Annotated in this window: 16 protein-coding genes and 5 tRNA genes; all 21 read left to right on the top strand. The window is 68.3% G+C overall.

Features of this window, described 5'->3' with window-relative positions; genetic code table 11:
- The first annotated feature begins 245 nt into the window (after nucleotides 1-245).
- Nucleotides 246-2,837 (top strand): ATP-dependent Clp protease ATP-binding subunit, encoded by a 2,592-nt coding sequence (locus B5F23_RS09150; protein ID WP_087354111.1) that lies wholly within the window; start codon nucleotides 246-248, stop codon nucleotides 2,835-2,837.
- 108 nt (nucleotides 2,838-2,945) lie between these two features.
- Entirely contained in the window at nucleotides 2,946-4,019 is a 1,074-nt protein-coding gene (disA, locus tag B5F23_RS09145) for a DNA integrity scanning diadenylate cyclase DisA (protein WP_087354108.1), read from the top strand.
- A complete protein-coding gene (ispD, locus tag B5F23_RS09140) occupies nucleotides 4,019-4,813 on the top strand; it encodes a 2-C-methyl-D-erythritol 4-phosphate cytidylyltransferase (RefSeq protein ID WP_087354105.1) in 795 nt (264 codons plus the stop codon). Before disA ends, ispD begins: the two co-directional genes overlap by 1 nt.
- A gap of 33 nt (nucleotides 4,814-4,846) precedes the next feature.
- Nucleotides 4,847-5,329 (top strand): 2-C-methyl-D-erythritol 2,4-cyclodiphosphate synthase, encoded by a 483-nt coding sequence (gene ispF / locus B5F23_RS09135; RefSeq protein WP_087354102.1) that lies wholly within the window; start codon nucleotides 4,847-4,849, stop codon nucleotides 5,327-5,329.
- A gap of 158 nt (nucleotides 5,330-5,487) precedes the next feature.
- Nucleotides 5,488-6,966 carry a cysteine--tRNA ligase gene (gene cysS / locus B5F23_RS09130; protein WP_087354099.1) on the top strand — a complete coding sequence of 493 codons (1,479 nt, stop codon included), beginning with the start codon at nucleotides 5,488-5,490 and terminating at the stop codon, nucleotides 6,964-6,966.
- Between the two features lie 3 nt (nucleotides 6,967-6,969).
- A complete protein-coding gene (gene rlmB / locus B5F23_RS09125; protein ID WP_087354096.1) occupies nucleotides 6,970-7,881 on the top strand; it encodes a 23S rRNA (guanosine(2251)-2'-O)-methyltransferase RlmB in 912 nt (303 codons plus the stop codon).
- On the top strand, nucleotides 7,874-8,413 hold the full coding sequence (locus B5F23_RS09120; RefSeq protein WP_087354094.1) for an NYN domain-containing protein: 540 nt from the start codon (nucleotides 7,874-7,876) through the stop codon (nucleotides 8,411-8,413). The genes rlmB and B5F23_RS09120 overlap by 8 nt, the downstream gene beginning before the upstream one ends.
- A gap of 39 nt (nucleotides 8,414-8,452) precedes the next feature.
- Nucleotides 8,453-8,527 (top strand) — tRNA-Thr (locus B5F23_RS09115).
- Nucleotides 8,528-8,737: 210 nt separating this feature from the next.
- Nucleotides 8,738-8,821, top strand: a tRNA-Tyr gene (locus B5F23_RS09110).
- A gap of 3 nt (nucleotides 8,822-8,824) precedes the next feature.
- Nucleotides 8,825-8,900 (top strand) — tRNA-Thr (locus tag B5F23_RS09105).
- Nucleotides 8,901-8,928: 28 nt separating this feature from the next.
- Nucleotides 8,929-9,005 (top strand) — tRNA-Met (locus tag B5F23_RS09100).
- 91 nt (nucleotides 9,006-9,096) lie between these two features.
- On the top strand, nucleotides 9,097-10,302 hold the full coding sequence (tuf, locus tag B5F23_RS09095; protein WP_087354090.1) for an elongation factor Tu: 1,206 nt from the start codon (nucleotides 9,097-9,099) through the stop codon (nucleotides 10,300-10,302).
- Between the two features lie 228 nt (nucleotides 10,303-10,530).
- Nucleotides 10,531-10,680, top strand: a complete 150-nt coding sequence (gene rpmG / locus B5F23_RS09090) for a 50S ribosomal protein L33 (RefSeq protein WP_087354087.1) — start codon at nucleotides 10,531-10,533, stop codon at nucleotides 10,678-10,680.
- A gap of 17 nt (nucleotides 10,681-10,697) precedes the next feature.
- A tRNA-Trp gene (locus B5F23_RS09085) sits at nucleotides 10,698-10,773 on the top strand.
- A 73-nt stretch (nucleotides 10,774-10,846) separates the two neighbouring features.
- A complete protein-coding gene (gene secE, locus B5F23_RS09080) occupies nucleotides 10,847-11,224 on the top strand; it encodes a preprotein translocase subunit SecE (protein ID WP_087354083.1) in 378 nt (125 codons plus the stop codon).
- 3 nt (nucleotides 11,225-11,227) lie between these two features.
- On the top strand, nucleotides 11,228-11,776 hold the full coding sequence (nusG, locus tag B5F23_RS09075; protein ID WP_087354080.1) for a transcription termination/antitermination protein NusG: 549 nt from the start codon (nucleotides 11,228-11,230) through the stop codon (nucleotides 11,774-11,776).
- A 92-nt stretch (nucleotides 11,777-11,868) separates the two neighbouring features.
- Nucleotides 11,869-12,297: a 50S ribosomal protein L11 gene (gene rplK, locus B5F23_RS09070; protein ID WP_087354077.1), complete on the top strand. Its 429-nt coding sequence runs from the start codon at nucleotides 11,869-11,871 to the stop codon at nucleotides 12,295-12,297.
- 88 nt (nucleotides 12,298-12,385) lie between these two features.
- Nucleotides 12,386-13,093, top strand: coding sequence for a 50S ribosomal protein L1 (gene rplA, locus B5F23_RS09065; RefSeq protein WP_087354075.1), 708 nt, complete (start codon nucleotides 12,386-12,388; stop codon nucleotides 13,091-13,093).
- A gap of 284 nt (nucleotides 13,094-13,377) precedes the next feature.
- Nucleotides 13,378-13,899 carry a 50S ribosomal protein L10 gene (gene rplJ, locus B5F23_RS09060; protein ID WP_087354072.1) on the top strand — a complete coding sequence of 174 codons (522 nt, stop codon included), beginning with the start codon at nucleotides 13,378-13,380 and terminating at the stop codon, nucleotides 13,897-13,899.
- 96 nt (nucleotides 13,900-13,995) lie between these two features.
- Nucleotides 13,996-14,376 carry a 50S ribosomal protein L7/L12 gene (gene rplL / locus B5F23_RS09055; protein ID WP_087319559.1) on the top strand — a complete coding sequence of 127 codons (381 nt, stop codon included), beginning with the start codon at nucleotides 13,996-13,998 and terminating at the stop codon, nucleotides 14,374-14,376.
- A gap of 573 nt (nucleotides 14,377-14,949) precedes the next feature.
- On the top strand, nucleotides 14,950-18,390 hold the full coding sequence (gene rpoB, locus B5F23_RS09050) for a DNA-directed RNA polymerase subunit beta (RefSeq protein ID WP_241145845.1): 3,441 nt from the start codon (nucleotides 14,950-14,952) through the stop codon (nucleotides 18,388-18,390).
- The last annotated feature ends 5 nt before the right edge of the window (nucleotides 18,391-18,395 follow it).

Genomic DNA, 18,395 nt, shown 5'->3' with positions numbered 1-18,395 from the left:
CGCGCGACGACGCCGAGTGCCCGCCGAGGGCGAAGGGAGGCCCGCACCTGGTGGGTGCGGGCCCCCAGTGCGGGCACCAGGTGCGGTGCGGGCCCCCGGTGCGGGCCCCACGCGCACGCGCGGCCGGCCCGCGCAGGCTCGCCCGTCGCGCAAGAGAAACACTGCGTCACTTAAGGCGTTTGCCCGGCGCGCAAGGTGGGTACAAACTATAATTGCGAAACCACCACGGGAAGGAACCCCCTTACATGTTTGAGAAGTTCACAGACAAGGCCCGCAAGGTCATGAGCCTTGCCCAGGACGAGGCCAGAAACCTCGGGCAGATGTACGTGGGCACCGAGCACCTGCTGCTGGCCCTCATCCGCGAGGGTGAGGGAGTCGCCGCCCAGGCGCTCGCCAAGCTCGACGTCACCTACGACGAGACGCTCGCCACGGTGCGCAGCCTCACCACGCAGGACAACGAGCCCGTGCCCGGCGGCCACATCCCCTTCACCCCGCGCGCCAAGCGCGTGCTCGAGGGGGCCTACCGCGAGACGATGACCCACGGCCAGACCTACATCGCCACCGAGCACCTGCTCCTCGGCATCGTGTCCGAGGGCAACGGCCGCGCGATGGACGCCCTGCGCCAGATGGGCGTGTCCGGCGACGCTGTCCGCAACGCCGTGGCGGAGCTTGCGGGCAAGAGCTCGGAGTCCCAGCAGCAGCCGGCCGCGGCAGACGTGCGCATGGCGGGCTTCGGGGGGCCGGGGCCCCAGCAGCAGGGCGACGAGGGCTCCGTGCTCGAGCAGTACGGCCGCAACCTCACCAAGCTCGCCTCCGACGGCAGGCTCGACCCCGTCATTGGCCGCGACCGCGAGATCGAGCGCGTCATGCAGGTCCTCGCGCGCCGCCAGAAGAACAACCCGCTCATCCTGGGCGACCCGGGCGTGGGCAAGACCGCCATCGTGGAGGGCCTCGCCCAGCTCATCGCCGGGGGCAACGTGCCGGACATCCTGCGCGGCAAGCAGATCTGGACGCTCGACCTCGCGAGCCTCGTCGCCGGGTCCAAGTACCGCGGCGAGTTCGAGGAGCGCATGAAGAAGGTCGTGCGCGAGCTCGAGGAGTCGACCGAGGACATCCTGTTCATCGACGAGATCCACACCGTCATCGGCGCGGGCTCGGCCGAGGGCTCCATCGACGCCGCCTCCATCCTGAAGCCACCCCTGTCCCGCGGCGAGATCCAGGTCATCGGCGCCACCACGGCCGAGGAGTTCCGCAAGCACGTCGAGAAGGACTCGGCCTTCGAGCGCCGCTTCCAGCCCGTCAACATCGGCGAGCCCTCGCCGGAGGACACGGTCCGCATCATCGAGGGCCTCAAGGCGCGCTACGAGGAGCACCACCACGTGCGCTACACCGACGCCGCCATCCAGGCAGCCGTCACGCTCTCGAGCCGCTACGTGCAGGACCGCTTCCTGCCGGACAAGGCCATCGACGTGCTCGACGAGGCCGGCGCCCGCACGCGCGTCCACAAGACGGCCCTGCCTCCCGAGATCGCCCAGACCGACGCCGACCTCTCCCGCGTGCGCGAGGAGAAGTCCGCCGCCGCGGCGGCCCAGGAGTTCGAGGAGGCCGCGCGCCTGCGCGACGAGGAGAAGGCGCTCGTCGCCCGCCGCGACGAGCTCGAGGCCGCCTGGCGCGAGGAGCTCGCCGCCAACGTGGTGACCGTGGACGAGGAGGACATCGCCGACGTCGTCTCCTCCATGACCGGCGTGCCCGTCTCGAGCCTCACCGAGGCCGAGGCGTCCAAGCTCCTGCGCTGCGAGGACGTGCTGCACCAGCGCGTCGTGGGCCAGGACGAGGCAGTCACCAAGGTGGCCAGGGCCATCCGCCGCAGCCGCTCGCCGCTCAAGGACCCGCGTCGCCCCGGCGGCTCGTTCATCTTCCTCGGCCCCTCGGGCGTGGGCAAGACCGAGCTCGCCAAGGCGCTCGCCGAGTTCCTCTTCGGCTCCGAGGAGGCGCTCATCAGCTTTGACATGTCTGAGTTCATGGAGAAGCATACCGTCTCCAAGCTCGTCGGCGCCCCTCCGGGATACGTGGGCTACGACGAGGGCGGCGAGCTCACCAAGGCCGTCCGGCGCCGCCCGTACTCGGTGGTGCTGTTCGACGAGGTCGAGAAGGCCCACCCCGACGTCTTCAACGTCCTGCTCCAGATCCTGGAGGAGGGCCGCCTCACCGACGGCCAGGGCCGCCACGTGGACTTCTCCAACACCGTCATCATCATGACGTCCAACATCGGCGCGCGCGACATCGCCCAGACCACCACGATGGGCTTCTCGGCCCAGGGCGCGGGCGGCCTGTCCGACAAGGAGATCACCTCCCGCGTGATGTCCGAGCTCAAGAAGCACTTCCGCCCGGAGTTCCTCAACCGCGTGGACGAGGTCGTGGTCTTCAAGTCCCTCACCTCCGAGCAGCTCCGCGGCATCGTGGAGCTCATGGTGGCCGACCTGCGCGAGCGCCTCATCGCCCAGGGCATGTCCATCGAGCTCACGGACGCCGCGCGCGACCTCGTGGCCAAGGAGGGGGCCGACCCGGTCTACGGCGCCCGCCCGCTGCGTCGCGCCATCCAGACCCTCATCGAGGACCCGCTCTCGGAGGAGCTGCTGCAGGGCGGCTGGCACCGCGGCGAGATCATTCGCGTGGACGAGAAGGACGGTGCGCTCGTCTTCGAGCACACGACCGGCGAGATTCCCGCGCCGCGCCGGCGCGAGCACATGAGCTCGCCCGACCTCGCCTCGCTGCCCGAGCCGAGCCGCGGCTCCACCCCCGCGGGGGCGGGCGGCCTGCTCGCGTCCGGGGAGTAGCGCCGGGCCCCGCGCCGCGGTTCTTCTCGCCGCGCCCCTGCGGCTATACTCGAAGGTGTGAGAGACGCCGGCCCGCTCCTGCGGGCCGGCACGCAACGGAGGTGCGCCATGACCCAGCTCGAGAACGGTGCCACCGAGCGCGAGCAGCGCTTCGAGGACGCCATCAGGAAGACCGCCCCCGGGACCCCGCTGCGCCTTGCCCTGGACATGATCATCGCCGGGCACCTGGGCGCGCTCATCTGCGTCGGCGACACCGAGAACGTGCTCGCCGCAGGCGACGACGGCTTCAGGCTCGACGTCTCCTTCACCTCCAACCGCCTCTTCGAGCTGTGCAAGATGGACGGCGCCGTGGTGGTCGACCGCGACCTCACCAAGATCCTGCGCGCCAACTACCACCTCAACCCAGACCCGTCGCTGCCCACCTCAGAGACGGGCATGCGCCACCGCACCGCAGCGCGCATGAGCCTGCTGACCAAGGCGATGGTCATCTCGGTCTCGTCCCGGCGCTCGGTGGTGAGCGTCTACGTTGACGGGAAGGGCTACGAGCTCAAGAGCGTCACCGACCTGCTCGCCCTGGTGAGCCAGCTCACCGTGGCCATGCAGAACACCCGCTCCCAGCTCGACCGGCGCCTGCTGCACCTCACGAGCCTCGAGCTCGACAACGTGGTCACGCTCGGGGACGTGGCGGACATCCTCTACCTCTTCGAGGTGCTCATGACCGCCGGGGAGGAGCTGGACGACTGCATCATCCAGCTCGGCCGCGAGGGGAAGACCACCCAGATGCAGCGCGAGGAGTACCTGGCGGGCATGGACGAGGCCTACACCCTCATGATCCGCGACTACGCGGCCGACTCCTCCGAGGAGGCGGCGCGCGCCATCCGCAAGCGCCTGCACGACACCGCCAACACGCAGCTGCACTCCGCCAAGTTCGCGGCCAAGATCCTCGGCTACACCGACGAGCGCGGCGAGGACTCCATCATGACCCCGCTCGGCCTGCGCACGCTCTCGCGCGTCCCGGTGGTGCGCGACGGCATGGCCGACAAGATCGTCGACGAGTACGGCTCGCTCCAGGAGGTCCTCGAGGCCGTGGACGACGACCCGTCGCGCCTCGGCGAGATCGGCGTCAAGAACCCCGGGGTGCTCGCCAACAGCCTGCACCGCATGTGGGGCAAGGGGGAGTGATGGGCCCGCGGTCGCGCGGCCCGCGCACCTCGGGTGCGTCGAGGCCCTGCCCCTGCGCCTGCGCGGAGCGCGTCGGGCACGAGGCGCCCGCCGCCGACACGTGCGCGATCATCGTGGCGGGCGGATCGGGGGAGCGCTTCGGCGACCCGCGCGGCAAGCAGTTCGTCGAGCTCTGCGGCCTGCCGATGCTGAGCTGGTCGGTCATGGCGTTCGACCGGGCCCCGTCCGTGGCACGGATCGTGATCGTCTGCGCGCCCGAGCGCGCGGCGAAGGTCGAGAAGGACGTGCTCTCCCCGCTCACGCTCGCCAAGCCGCTCGCGCTCGCCCCGTCCGGGGCCACGCGCCAGGAGTCCGTGCGCTCGGGGCTCTCCGCGCTGCCGCGCGACCTCGAGTTCGTGGCGGTCCACGATGCGGCCCGCCCGCTCGTCGAGACCGAGATGATCGAGCGCGCGGTGGCGACCGTGCGCGAGGACGGCACGCTCGCGGGCGCGATCCTGGCGGCCCGCTCGATCGACACGCTCAAGCTGGTCGAGGGCGACATGATCGTCGCCACGCCCGACCGGTCGTTCTACTGGGCCGCGCAGACCCCGCAGGTCTTTCGCTCGGCAAAGCTCGTGGCCGCGCACCGCGCCGCGGCGCGCGAGGAGTACGAGGGCACCGACGACGCCTCCCTGGTGGAGCGCCTCGGCGGGCGCGTCCGCGTGGTCGAGTGCTCGCGCGACAACATCAAGGTGACCGTTCCGGAGGACCTCGCGATCGCCGAGGCCACGCTCGAGCGGCGCCTGCTCACGTGACCGGCCGGGGCGCCGGCCAGGAAAGGGACTCGCATGCTGCGCATAGGACACGGCTTTGACGTTCACGCGTTCGCGGAGGGACGGCCCCTCGTGCTGGGCGGCGTCCACGTGCCGTGCGAGCGCGGGCTGGCCGGCCACTCCGACGCCGACGTGGTCGCGCACGCCGTGATGGACGCGGTGCTCGGCGCCCTGCGCGCGGGCGACATCGGCAAGCTCTTCCCGGACACCGACCCCGCCTACGAGGGTGCGGACTCGCTCGGCCTCATGCGCGAGGTCGCGGGCCTGGTGCGCAGCCGCGGCTGGCGCGTGGTGGACGTGGACTGCACGATCGCCGCGCAGGCGCCCAAGCTCGCGCCCCATCGCGAGGAGATGCGCGCCAACATGGCCGCCGCCCTCGGCGTGCCGACCGACTCCGTGGGCGTGAAGGCCACCACCACCGAGCGCCTCGGCTTCGTGGGCCGCGAGGAGGGCATCGCCGCCTGGGCCGTGGCGCTGCTCGAGCGCGCGGACGCGTAGGGCGCGCCGCCCGAGGTCCTTCTCGCCCAAACATCGACTTATGCACGAGCAAAACTCAACTTTGGTCGCGCCGTCGGGCCGCGGGCGAGAAGAACGTGGTGCCCGGCGTATACTGTTCGGACAACGCAAGCAAACTCCGACAGAGCCAAGGAGCACCCATGCTCGTCTACAACACCCAGACGCACAAGAAGGAGGAGCTCGTCCCCATCGAGCCCGGCAAGATTCGCATGTACGTCTGCGGCCCCACCGTCTACGACCAGATCCACATCGGCAACGCGCGCACCTTCCTCGCGTTCGACGTGATCCGCCGCTACCTCATGTACAAGGGCTACCAGGTCACCTTTGCCCAGAACCTCACCGACGTGGACGACAAGATCATCAACCGCGCCAACGAGACCGGGCGCACGGCCGCCGAGGTGGCCGAGGAGTGCTCCAACGCCTTCATCGAGCAGATGCACCGCTTCGGCGTGCTCGACCCGGACATCCGCCCGCGCGCCACGCACGAGATCGAGGCCATGCAGGAGATGATCGTGCGCCTGATCGACGCCGGCCACGCCTATCCGGTGCCCTCCGGCGACGTCTACTTCTCCGTGCGCTCCGACACGAGCTACGGCATCCTCTCCGGGCGCGACCTCGACCAGATGCGCGCCGGCGAGCGCGTGGGGGTCAACGACGAGAAGCGCGACCCGTTTGACTTTGCCCTCTGGAAGGCCGCCAAGCCCGGCGAGCCGAGCTGGCCCTCGCCGTGGGGCGACGGCCGCCCCGGCTGGCACACCGAGTGCTGCGCGATGATCCACCGCTACCTGGGCACCCCGATCGACATTCACGGCGGCGGAGCCGACCTCGTCTTCCCCCACCACGAGAACGAGACCGCCCAGGCCATGTGCGCCTGGGACACCGCGCTCGCCAACACCTGGATGCACACGGGCATGCTGCGCGTGGACGGCGAGAAGATGTCCAAGAGCCTCGGCAACTTCTACACGCTCAAGGAGGTGCTCGACAAGTACCCGGCCGGCGCCGTGCGCCTGCTCATGCTGCAGACCCACTACCGCGCCCCGCTCGACTTCTCCTTCGAGCGCCTCGAGGGCGTGGCCGGCACGCTCGAGCGCCTGCAGACCTGCGCGCGCAACCTGCGCTGGGCCGCCGAGCGCTCCCCGCAGGACGGCGAGCTCAACGACGCCGACCGCGCGCTCGGGCGCGCCATCGACGCCGCGCGCGAGGAGTTCTGCGGCCAGATGGACGACGACTTCAACACCGCCGGCGGCCTCGCCGCGATCTTCTCGCTGGTGACTGCCTGCAACACCTACCTGGCGGAGGCTGCCGACGACACCTCGACCGCCGTGTGCCTGCGCGCCGCGGACATGCTCGGCGAGCTCGCCGCCGTGATGGGCATCGAGCTCTCGCGCTCCGCCGGCGACGACGACCTGCCCGTCGCCCTCGTCGACCTCGCGCGCGAGCACGCCGGCTACGAGGGGGACTCCGCCTCCGACGCGGCCGACGCGCTCCTGGCCGCCCGCCAGGAGGCCCGTGCCGCCAAGAACTGGGGCGTGGCCGACGCCATCCGAGACGGCATCACCGTGCTCGGGCTCGTGGTGGAGGACACGGCCGCGGGCGCGCGCCTGCACCGCAAGGAGTAGGCCATGGCGAAGGGTCAGTCCAGGACGCCCGGGCGTGACGTCCGGGGAGGCAAGGGCAAGGGGGCGCGTCCCGTCCGTCCCGTCCAGGGCAAGGGCAGGCGTGCCGAGAAGAACCGCCCGCCCGCGCCTCGCCCCGGCGCCCAGCGCCGCGACGCGCGCGACCGCGGCGACCTCGTCGAGGGGCGCCGCGCGGTGGAGGAGGCGCTCTCCTGCGGGATGCCGCTGCGCTCGGCGCTCGTCCAGGAGCGCTCCGGCGAGCGTGACCAGGCGCTCGAGCGGCTGGCCGCGCGCCTCGAGGACGCCGGCGTCCCCGTGGAGCGCGTGCCGCGCTCCCGGCTCGACGCCCTCTCGAGCCACGGCGCCCATCAGGGCGTGATGGTGCGGACGCGCCCCTTCGCCTACGCGGAGCTCGACGACGTGATCGCGGCCGCGGGACCTGCCGGCGCGCTCGTCGTGGTGCTCGACCACGTGACCGACCAGGGCAACTTCGGCGCCATCGTGCGCACGGCCGAGGTCGTGGGCGCGGCGGGTGTGGTGGTCGCCAAGGCTCGCTCGGCCTCGGTGGGCGTGGGCGCGTACAAGACCTCCGCGGGCGCCGTCATGCACCTGCCCATAGCGCAGGTGCCCAACCTCGCCCGTGCGATCGAGCGGCTCCAGCAGGCGGGCTTCTGGGCCTGCGCCGCCACCGAGCACGCCGAGCAGGACGTGTGGCACGCGCCCATGGGCGGCCGCCTCGCGCTCGTGATGGGCTCGGAGGGCGAGGGAATCTCACGCCTCGTCGCCGAGAAGTGCGACTTTGCGTGCAGGCTGCCGCAGCGCGGGCGCGTGGAGTCGCTCAACGTCGCCCAGGCCACGACGGTGCTCTGCTACGAGTGGCTGCGGCGCCAGGAGATGGGCGGCGAGGCCGGTGCCTAGCGCGGGCGCGCCGCGCGAGCTGCTTGTCGTGGACGGGTACAACGTGATCTACAAGTCGGCGCGCTACCTGGCCCGCATGGACGAGACGGCGGAGGGGGACCCCTTCGAGCAGGCGCGCGACCTGCTGGTGGCGGACGTGGCGGCCTACGCCAAGGGGCGCTACGAGCCGGTCGTCGTCTTCGACGCCGCCGGCAACGTCTCCCCGGAGCGGCCGGCCCTCTCCAAGGCGGGCGTGCGCATGGTCTTCTCGCCGGCGGGGGAGTCGGCGGACACGGTGATCGAGCGCCTGGTCACGGAGGCGCGGCTGGCGCCCAAGGCCGTGACGGTGGTGACCTCGGACAACACCATCCGCGCCACGGTGGGCGGCGTGCCGGTGACGCGCGTCTCCAGCGACGTGCTGGTGACCAACATGGACGCCCTGGCCGTGGAGTACGAGCGCGAGAACGCCGAGCGCCAGACCCAGCACATGCGCCTGGAGGACCGCATCGACCCCGTCGCACGCGAGAAGCTCTGGCGCATGCTGCGCGGCTAGTCCCCTTTTGGGGCCCGGCCTGCTATCATGTACGGGCATGCCGGCATGGCTCAATGGCAGAGCAACGGTTTTGTAAACCGTGGGTTGGGGGTTCGACTCCCTCTGCCGGCTCCAGAGAAACTTTCGAGGCCGTGGCTTCCCGCCGCGGCCTCGCTGCGTTTGTCGACTCCCGCATACTCTGGCCCCTACCTGCGGATGTGTGCGTCTCGTGAGTATGGATACGCCCGGCTGCGGGGTATACGTTGACAAGTTCTTGCGCGCGTCGTAATCTATCTTCCGCTTTGCGGGGGAGAGCGTGCTCCGCAGGGTGGCTGAAAACGGAATGGGGATGTGGCACAGCGGCAACTGCGGCGGACTGTAAATCCGCTCCCTCTGGGTTCCTTGGTTCGAGTCCAAGCATCCCCACCATCTGCCCGTGTAGCTCAGTCGGTAGAGCACTTCGTTGGTAACGAAGAGGTCACCGGTTCAAATCCGGTCGCGGGCTCCACTTTCCGCCTTCAGTCGTACGGCACCACGCCGGTGTAGCTCAGTTGGTTAGAGCACGCGGCTCATACCCGCGATGTCACTGGTTCGAGTCCAGTCACCGGTACCAGAGTTCTTGGCGGCGCTTCGGCGCCGCTTAGCATAAGAACGCGTTAGCACGACGGGATGGCCGAACAGGTTAGTCCAAAGGAGGATGGCACATGGCCAAGGAGAAGTTCGATCGTTCTAAGCCCCACGTAAACATCGGTACGATTGGTCACGTCGACCACGGCAAGACCACGACGACCGCGGCCATCACCAAGGTCCTCTCTGAGACCGAGGGCTGCAAGGCCGACTACACCGCCTTCGAGAACATCGACAAGGCCCCCGAGGAGCGTCAGCGCGGCATCACCATCAACGTTGCCCACATCGAGTACGAGACCTGGGAGCGTCACTACGCCCACGTCGACTGCCCCGGCCACGCCGACTACATCAAGAACATGATCTCCGGCGCGGCTCAGATGGACGGCGCCATCCTCGTCATCGCCGCCACCGACGGCCCCATGGCCCAGACCCGCGAGCACATCCTTCTCGCCCGTCAGGTCGGCGTCCCCTACATCATCGTCTTCCTCAACAAGTGCGACATGGTTGACGACGAGGAGCTCATCGACCTCGTCGAGATGGAGACCCGTGACCTCCTCTCCGAGTACGGCTTCCCCGGAGACGACCTGCCGATCATCCGTGGCTCCGGCCTCGGCGCCCTCAACGGCGAGCAGAAGTGGGTTGACTCCATCATCGAGCTCATGCACGCCGTCGACGAGTACATCCCGACCCCGCCGCGTGACAACGACAAGCCGTTCCTCATGGCCATCGAGGACGTCATGACCATCTCCGGCCGCGGCACCGTCGCCACCGGTCGTGTCGAGCGTGGTCAGCTCAAGCTCAACGAGCCGGTCGAGATCGTCGGCATCCGCGAGAAGCAGAGCTCCGTCGTCACCGGCATCGAGATGTTCCGCAAGACCATGGACTTCTGCGAGGCTGGCGACAACGTCGGCCTGCTCCTCCGCGGCATCAAGCGCGAGGACATCGAGCGCGGCCAGGTCATCTGCAAGCCGGGTTCGGTCGAGCCGCACAAGAAGTTCACCGGCGAGATCTACGTCCTCACCAAGGAGGAGGGCGGCCGTCACACGCCGTTCTTCGCCGGCTACCGTCCGCAGTTCTACTTCCGCACCACGGACATCACCGGTGACATCTCCGCTCTCACCGACTCCAACGGCACCAAGGTCGAGATGGCCATGCCGGGCGACCACGTGACCGTCACCTGCGAGCTCATCCACGGCATCGCCATGGAGGAGGGCGACAAGTTCGCTATCCGCGAGGGTGGCCACACCGTCGGCGACGGCCGCGTCTCCACCATCATCGAGTAGCTGACAACCCAGTGACTCGTCGGGCCCGGCACTTGAGTGCCGGGCCCTTTTTCTTCCGAGCGCCTCATGGGCACGACTCGTACCCCAGGCTCTTGTGCATTTTGTGAGAGCCGCGCTGTTCCCCGTCGAGTCTTGACAGAAGTCGGGGAGGGATGGTAGCGTATACCACCGCGCCACGTTCGAGGGAAACTCCCTCCAACGAGAAGTATTTTCAGGAGGATCTGATTCATGCGTACTCTGGTTACCCTCGCGTGCACTGAGTGCAAGCGCCGCAACTACACCACGGACAAGAACAAGTCCAACAACCCCGATCGCATGGAGTTGAAGAAGTACTGCCCGTGGTGCCGCAAGCACACCGTTCACAGGGAGACCCGCTAACAGGTGGGCTTCCACACAGGCCAGTAGCTCCAATGGTAGAGCGGCGGTCTCCAAAACCGTTTGTTGAGGGTTCGAGTCCTTCCTGGCCTGCCAGATCTCACCACCGGCTATCCCTTCGGGGTTAGCCGGTTTCCATGTAAGGGACGACTTCTAGAGGAGTCAAGGGATGGCGAACAAGGACCGTAACAAGAGGAGCGCCCGCAAGGCGCGCGCAGAGGAGCGCGCCCGCGTCGAGGCGGCCCAGGCCGCATCCGTCACCCCCGAGGAGAGGGCGTCCCAGGAGAAGAAGGCTGCCAAGGAGGCCAAGGCCGCTGCAAAGGCGGAGAAGAACAAGGACAAGAAGCCCGGCGTCTTCCGTCGCCTCGCCAACTACCTCGGAGACGTTCGCTCCGAGATGCGCCGCGTGGTCTGGCCCTCCAAGGACGAGCTCAAGACCTACTCCGTCGCCATCGTCATCATGCTCGTCATCTTCGGCGTGGTCATCTGGCTCGTTGACTCCGGCATCGTCGCCGCGCTCGTGGGCTTCACGGGCCTGAGGGGGTAGAACATGGCTAAGCGCTGGTACGTCATCCACACCTACTCCGGCTACGAGAACAAGGTCAAGGCCGACCTCGAGCACCGCATCGAGATGATGGGCATGCAGGACCAGATTGCCGACATCCAGATCCCGACCGAGGAGGTCACGGAGATCAAGGACGGCGGCAAGCGCGAGACCAAGGAGTCCAAGGTCCTGCCGAGCTACGTCCTCGTCCGCATGGAGGGCAACGACGACACCTGGTCCTTCGTGCGCAACACCCCCGGCGTGACCGGCTTCGTCGGCCCCGACGGCAAGCCCTCCCCGCTGCGCCGCAGCGAGTTCGACAAGATTATGCGCCGCTCGGGCGTCCGGGGCGCCGCGGTCTCCGTGCCCAAGCGCACCTCCACCAACATCGAGCCCGGCCAGTCCGTGCGCGTCCTCTCCGGCCCGCTCGCCGACTTCGACGGCATCGTCTCCGAGGTCAGCGCCGAGTCCGGCAAGATCAAGGTCATGCTCATGATCTTCGGCCGCGAGACCCCCGTCGAGCTCACGCTCGACCAGGTCACGGTCATCGCCTAAGGAGGAGTTCCCGCCCGCCCGAATCGGTGAGGATTGCTTCTCGGGTGCGGCGCCTAGATAGTCCCACGAGTCTGCTTTCAAGGAGAACCACCATGGCCAAGAAGAAGGTCGTCCACTTCATCAAGCTTCAGATCCCGGCCGGCGCCGCCAACCCGGCGCCTCCCGTCGGCCCTGCCCTCGGTGCCGCCCAGGTCAACATCATGCAGTTCTGCCAGGCGTTCAACGCCGCCACGCAGGACAAGGCCGGCGACATCATCCCCGTCGAGATCACGGTCTACGAGGACCGCACCTTCGACTTCGTCTGCAAGACCCCGCCCGCGGCCCAGCTCATCAAGAAGGAGCTCGGCCTCAAGAGCGGCTCCGGCGTGCCCCAGCGCGACAAGGTGGGCCAGCTCACTCAGGAGCAGCTGACCAAGATCGCCGAGATCAAGATGCCGGACCTCAACGCCAACGACATCGAGGCCGCCAAGAAGATCGTCGCCGGCACCGCCCGCTCTATGGGCGTCACCATCGCCGAGTAACAGTCGTTAGAGTGACGCGAGGGGGGCTGTCCCCTCGCGTCATCCGATGTGGGAGGGCGCAGGCCCGCTGACCACAGGAGGTAACACAATGCCCAAGCACGGAAAGAACTACAAGGCCGCCGCCGCCAAGGTCGAGAGCTCCAAGCTCTACTCGCCGAAGGAGGCCATGGAGCTCGCCAAGGAGCTCGCCCCCGCCAAGTTTGACGAGACCGTCGAGGTCGCCGTCCGTCTCGGCGTCGACACCCGCAAGGCCGACCAGAACGTCCGCGGCTCCATCTCCCTGCCCCACGGCACCGGCAAGACCGTCCGCGTCGCCGTCTTCGCCGAGGGCGAGAAGGCCCGCGAGGCCGAGGCCGCCGGCGCCGACGTCATCGGCTCCGATGACCTCGTCGCCCAGATCCAGGCCGGCGAGCTGAACTTCGACGCCGCCATCGCCACGCCCAACATGATGGGCAAGGTCGGCCGCCTCGGCAAGATCCTCGGCCCCCGCGGCCTCATGCCCAACCCCAAGCTCGGCACCGTGACCATGGACGTCGCCAAGATGGTCGGCGAGCTCAAGGCCGGCCGCGTCGAGTACCGCGCCGACCGCTACGGCATCTGCCACGTCCCGATGGGCAAGGTGTCCTTCGACACCCAGAAGCTCGTCGAGAACTACGGCGCGCTCATCAACGAGCTGCTCCGCGTCAAGCCGTCGAGCGCCAAGGGCAAGTACGTCAAGTCCGTCGTGATCTCCACCACGATGGGCCCTGGCATCAAGGTCGACTCCTCCAAGACCCGCAACCTCATGGAGGACTAGTCCTTCTCGCCAGATTTTGTGAAGAGCGCTTGACGGGCGTCTTGCCTCGTGTCAGAATGACCGAGCGCGAGACGCCCGTCTCGTGTGTAGTGAACATCGCACGTCCGCTGCCAAAGACAGCCGGTGCCGCAAGGCTCAAAGGGGAAACCCGCCTGCCGAGGTGGTCTCAGAGATAGCATCTTCGAGGACCCCGCTTTGGCTGCGCCAAGCGGGGTCTTCTCATGCGGAAGGCCCGCCAGCGTTGGCGGCTCGTGCCAGACCGCATGCAAGGGAGGTGCAAGAACATGCCATCCAAGTCCAACGTCGAGATGCTGGAGAAGGTCGCGAGCTCGCTCGAGGCCTCCCAGGGCGTCTTTGTCGTCGACTACCGCGGCCTCTCCGTCAAGGAGACCCAGGAGGTCCGCCGCGCCCTGCGCGAGGCGGGTGCCGAGATGAAGGTGTACAAGAACAACATCGTCAAGCTCGCCCTGGAGAACGCCGGCATGCCGACGCTCGATGACGCCCTCGCGGGCACCTGCGCGTACGTCTTCTTCGAGAAGGACCCCGTCGATGCCGCCAAGGTCATCAAGGAGCAGTCCGAGAAGCTGAAGAAGATGGAGTTCGTGGGCGCCATCGCAGACGGCAAGGCCCTCACGGCCGATGAGGCCAAGGCCTACGCCGACCTGCCCAACCGCGAGCAGCTCATGGGTCAGATCGCTGGCCTCATCAGCGGCTTCGCCCGCGGCATCGCCGTGTGCGTCAACGAGGTCCCGTCGGGCCTCGCCCGCACCGTCAGCGCCGTGTCGGAGCAGAAGCAGGCTGCCTAGCAGCCACGCGCGGCACCGTCCGCGCACCCCGGGGCACGCGCCCCGAACGAAGACAAGCAATCCGTGCTCGCCGCACGGGACCGAAAGGAAACTAAAATGGCCAAGCTTACCACCGAGGAGATCATTGACGCCCTCAAGGAGATGACCCTTCTTGAGGCCTCCGAGCTCGTGAAGGCTATCGAGGACACCTTCGGCGTGTCCGCCGCCGCCCCCGTTGCCGCCGTGGCCGCCGCTCCGGCCGCCGCTGCCGCCGAGGAGGAGGAGAAGACCAACTTCGACGTCGTGCTCGAGGGCTTCGGCGACAACAAGATCGCCGTCATCAAGGTCGTCCGCGCTCTGACCAGCCTTGGCCTCAAGGAGGCCAAGGAGGTCGTCGAGGGTGCCCCCAAGGCCGTCCTCGAGGGCGCCAAGAAGGAGGACGCCGAGGCCGCCAAGAAGCAGCTCGAGGAGGCCGGCGCCACCGTCACCCTCAAGTAAGTTCGCTTACCAGGGTCACGCGCACAGCGCACCTTCGGGGGTCGGACCTTCGGGTCCGACCCCTTTTTCTGTTGGCGGGGAGGACCGAGGGGAGGTTCTTCTCGCCGGCGCACGCACTTGAGGCCCGCACTTGAGAGGTGCGGTCGCGCAGGGGGCGAGAAGAACCTGGGTGCGGGCACCCTCTCGCGCCCTGCCGCGGAGTGCGGCCTCGTCACGCGCCGGAGCACGCACCTGTTGGGTGCGGGCGTTGAGTGCGGCCGCAGCACGACGACCGGGGGCACGCACGGCCGTGAGCGGCGGGACGCACCACACCGAACCTACATAATCTGAGGTTCTTCTCGCCGGCGTTTGCGCAGGTAGCAGAGTTGGAGTGGCGTATTTACCCGAAAACGGGGTGCAAGTCAAGACTTTTCATTGACCGGTGATGGGGGTTTCGGTAGATTATTACGTTGCGACAATTGCCGCCTTCCACCCTTTTGAAGGAGGAAAAGCCTGGTGTCTACCGCAAAGACTGCTCTTACCAAACCACAAGGCACGACCGGACGCAAGACCTTTAGCAAGATTGCCCCGGCCATGGAGCTCCCGAACCTGATCTCGGTTCAGAAGGAGTCCTTCGAGCACTTCATGGGCGACGGGCTCGCGGAGTCCTTTGCCGAGTTCTCCCCGATCGAGAACTCCGCCCACACCATGCAGGTGGTCTTTGGCGACCACCAGTTCGGCGACCCGGCCCACACCATCGCCGAGTGCCGCGCCAAGGACATCTCCTACCAGGCACCGCTCTTCGTTGACGTGCGCTTTGTCAACAAGGAGACCGGCGAGATGAAGGAGCAGCTCGTCTTCATGGGCGACTTCCCGCTCATGACCGACCGCGGCACCTTCATCATCAACGGCACCGAGCGCGTCGTCGTCTCGCAGCTCGTCCGCTCGCCGGGCGTGTACTTCTCCACCGAGATGGACAACGGCGTGCGCGTCCACAAGGCGCAGTTCATCCCCGCCCGCGGCGCGTGGCTCGAGTTCGAGGTCGACAAGCGCGGCCACCTCGTGGTCTCCATCGACCGCAAGCGTCGCCAGTCCGCGATCGTGTTCCTGCGCGCCCTCGGCATCGCCGAGAGCGACGACGAGGTCCTCTCCCTGCTCGGCGACTCCGACGTCGTGCGCAACACCCTCGAGCGCGACGCCTCCACCACCCGCGAGGCGGCTCTCAAGGAGATCTACCAGCGTCAGCGCCCCGGCGAGCCCGCCACCGCCGACGCCGGCCGACTCCTGCTCGACGGCCTCTACTTCAACGAGCAGCGCTACGACCTCGCGCGCGTGGGCCGCTACAAGGTCAACAAGAAGCTCGAGCTCTCCGACGACGCCACGAGCCGCGTGCTCACGCACGAGGACATCATCGAGGCCATCCGCTACCTGCTGGCCCTGCACGCCGGCGACGACACCAAGCGCGTCGACGACATCGACCACTTCGGCAACCGTCGCGTCCGCACGGTGGGCGAGCTCGTGCAGAACCAGTTCCGCATCGGCATGAGCCGCATGGAGCGCGTGGTGCGCGAGCGCATGGCCTCCCAGGACGCCGACGACATCACGCCGCAGTCGCTCATCAACATCCGCCCGATCGTGGCCGCCATCAAGGAGTTCTTCGGCTCCTCGCAGCTCTCCCAGTTCATGGACCAGGCCAACCCGCTCGCCGGCCTCACCCACAAGCGTCGTCTCTCGGCGCTCGGCCCTGGCGGCCTCGCGGGCCACAAGTCCGGCTCGAGCCGCCGCACCAACGTGCCGACGGCCGTGCGCGACGTCCACAACTCGCACTACTCCCGCATGTGCCCGATCGAGACGCCCGAGGGCCCCAACATCGGCCTGATCGGCTCGCTCGCGCTCTACGCCCACGTCAACGAGTACGGCTTCATCGAGTCGCCGTACCGTCGCGTGGTCGACGGCAAGGTCACCGACGAGATCCACTGGATGACCGCCGACGAGGAGGAGTCCCACAACATCGCCCCGGCCAACACGCCGATCGACCCCAAGACCGGCGAGTTCGTCGAGATCGACTCCAAGGGCAACATCACGCACCCGGAGCGCATCATCGCCCGCACGCGCGACTTCGACGGCTCCTTCGGCGTGCCCGCGCAGGTCATGGTCGAGGACGTCGACTACATGGACGTCTCCCCGCGTCAGCTGCTCTCCGTGGCCGCCAACCTCATCCCGTTCCTCGAGCACGACGACGCCAAGCGTACCCTCATGGGCGCCAACATGCAGCGCCAGGCCGTGCCGCTGATTCGCGCGCACGCCCCGTTCGTGGGCACCGGCATGGAGGAGCGCGCCGCGCTCGACTCCGGCGAGCTCATCTGCGCCGCGCACGCCGGCACCGTCTCCGAGGTCGACGCCGCCCACGTGGTGGTCTACTCCGACGAGTACGGCTCCGAGCGCTACGACCTGCCCAAGTACGAGCGCTCCAACCAGTCGACCTGCATCAACCACCGCCCGATCGTCCGTGCCGGCGAGAAGGTCGAGGCGGGCCAGCCGCTCGCCGACGGCACCTCGATCGACCACTCCGAGCTCGCCCTCGGCGCCAACCTGACCGTGGCCTACATGCCGTGGGAGGGCTTCAACTACGAGGACGGCATCATCGTGTCCGAGCGCGTCGTGCAGGAGGACCTCCTCACGTCGGTCAGCATCTCCCGCCACGAGATCGACGCCCGTGACACCAAGCTCGGTCCCGAGGAGATCACCCGCGAGATCCCGAACCTCTCCGAGGACATGCTCGCCAACCTCGACGACGACGGCATCATCCGCATCGGTGCCGAGGTCGGCCCCGGCGACATCCTCGTCGGCAAGGTCACGCCCAAGGGCGAGACCGCGCTCACGGCCGAGGAGCGCCTCCTGCGCGCCATCTTCGGCGCCAAGGCCCACGACGTGCGCGACACCTCCCTCAAGATGCCGCACGGCGCCTACGGCCGCGTCGTCGACGTGGTCCGCTTCAGCCGCGAGGCCGGCGACGACCTCCCGCCCGGCGTCAACGAGCTCGTCCGCGTCTTCGTCGCCCAGCGCCGCAAGATCCAGCAGGGCGACAAGATCGCCGGCCGCCACGGCAACAAGGGCGTCGTCTGCAACGTCCTGCCCGTCGAGGACATGCCCTACATGGCCGACGGCACGCCCGTCGACGTCCTTCTCGACCCGCTGGGCGTCCCCTCGCGTATGAACGTCGGCCAGCTCCTGGAGTGCCACCTCGGCTGGGGTGCCGCCCACGGCTGGGACGACGAGTCCGAGAGCTCCGAGCGCTACGTGCCCGGCCCCATCAACGTGGCCACGCCCGTCTTTGACGGCGCCACCGACGTCGAGGTCGCCGAGGTCCTGCGCCGCACCAACATCAACATGATGAACAAGGCCCGCCTCGACTACGGCGACCACATGCGCGAGGAGTTCGTCCCGCAGCTCAACAGCCTCGGCAAGACCACGCTCTACGACGGGCGCACCGGCGAGGCCTTCAAGAGCCCGATCACCGTGGGCACGAGCTACATCCTGAAGCTCGGCCACATGGTGGACGACAAGATCCACGCCCGCTCGACCGGCCCCTACAGCCTCGTCACGCAGCAGCCCCTGGGCGGCAAGGCCCAGTTCGGCGGCCAGCGCTTCGGCGAGATGGAGGTCTGGGCCCTGTACGCCTACGGCGCGGCCAACGTCCTCCAGGAGATCCTCACGGTCAAGTCCGACGACACCAACGGCCGCGTGAAGACCTACGAGTCCATCGTCAAGGGCGAGAACGTGCCGTCCGCGGGCATCCCCGAGTCCTTCAAGGTCCTCGTCAAGGAGATTCGCTCCCTTGCCCTGGACATCGAGCCCATCTCCTACAAGAGGCGCCCCGAGCGCGTCGAGCAGGAGGCGGCCGAGGAGGCCGCGAGCGCCGTCGACGTCTTCGCCGACATGGCCGACGCCGCCGGTGACGGCGAGGCAGCCGCGAGCGCTGCCGACGACCTCGAGACCGCCCTCGTGGGCGACGCGACGAGCGATAAGGAGTAGCGACT

Source organism: Olsenella sp. An188 (genome assembly GCF_002160255.1).
Taxonomy (GTDB): domain Bacteria; phylum Actinomycetota; class Coriobacteriia; order Coriobacteriales; family Atopobiaceae; genus Thermophilibacter; species Thermophilibacter avistercoris.
The sequence above is the reverse complement of the archived record's forward strand: the minus strand, read 5'-3'. Positions and strand labels throughout refer to the sequence as shown.

Coding starts and splice junctions, on each gene's coding strand:
- ispF (WP_087354102.1), top strand. CDS start 4,847: ATGCTGCGCATAGGACACGGCTTTGACGTTCACGCGTTCGCGGAGGGA.
- cysS (WP_087354099.1), top strand. CDS start 5,488: ATGCTCGTCTACAACACCCAGACGCACAAGAAGGAGGAGCTCGTCCCC.
- ispD (WP_087354105.1), top strand. CDS start 4,019: ATGGGCCCGCGGTCGCGCGGCCCGCGCACCTCGGGTGCGTCGAGGCCC.
- disA (WP_087354108.1), top strand. CDS start 2,946: ATGACCCAGCTCGAGAACGGTGCCACCGAGCGCGAGCAGCGCTTCGAG.
- rplK (WP_087354077.1), top strand. CDS start 11,869: ATGGCCAAGAAGAAGGTCGTCCACTTCATCAAGCTTCAGATCCCGGCC.
- secE (WP_087354083.1), top strand. CDS start 10,847: ATGGCGAACAAGGACCGTAACAAGAGGAGCGCCCGCAAGGCGCGCGCA.
- rlmB (WP_087354096.1), top strand. CDS start 6,970: ATGGCGAAGGGTCAGTCCAGGACGCCCGGGCGTGACGTCCGGGGAGGC.
- rplA (WP_087354075.1), top strand. CDS start 12,386: ATGCCCAAGCACGGAAAGAACTACAAGGCCGCCGCCGCCAAGGTCGAG.
- nusG (WP_087354080.1), top strand. CDS start 11,228: ATGGCTAAGCGCTGGTACGTCATCCACACCTACTCCGGCTACGAGAAC.
- rplL (WP_087319559.1), top strand. CDS start 13,996: ATGGCCAAGCTTACCACCGAGGAGATCATTGACGCCCTCAAGGAGATG.
- rpoB (WP_241145845.1), top strand. CDS start 14,950: ATGGAGCTCCCGAACCTGATCTCGGTTCAGAAGGAGTCCTTCGAGCAC.
- tuf (WP_087354090.1), top strand. CDS start 9,097: ATGGCCAAGGAGAAGTTCGATCGTTCTAAGCCCCACGTAAACATCGGT.
- rplJ (WP_087354072.1), top strand. CDS start 13,378: ATGCCATCCAAGTCCAACGTCGAGATGCTGGAGAAGGTCGCGAGCTCG.
- B5F23_RS09150 (WP_087354111.1), top strand. CDS start 246: ATGTTTGAGAAGTTCACAGACAAGGCCCGCAAGGTCATGAGCCTTGCC.
- rpmG (WP_087354087.1), top strand. CDS start 10,531: ATGCGTACTCTGGTTACCCTCGCGTGCACTGAGTGCAAGCGCCGCAAC.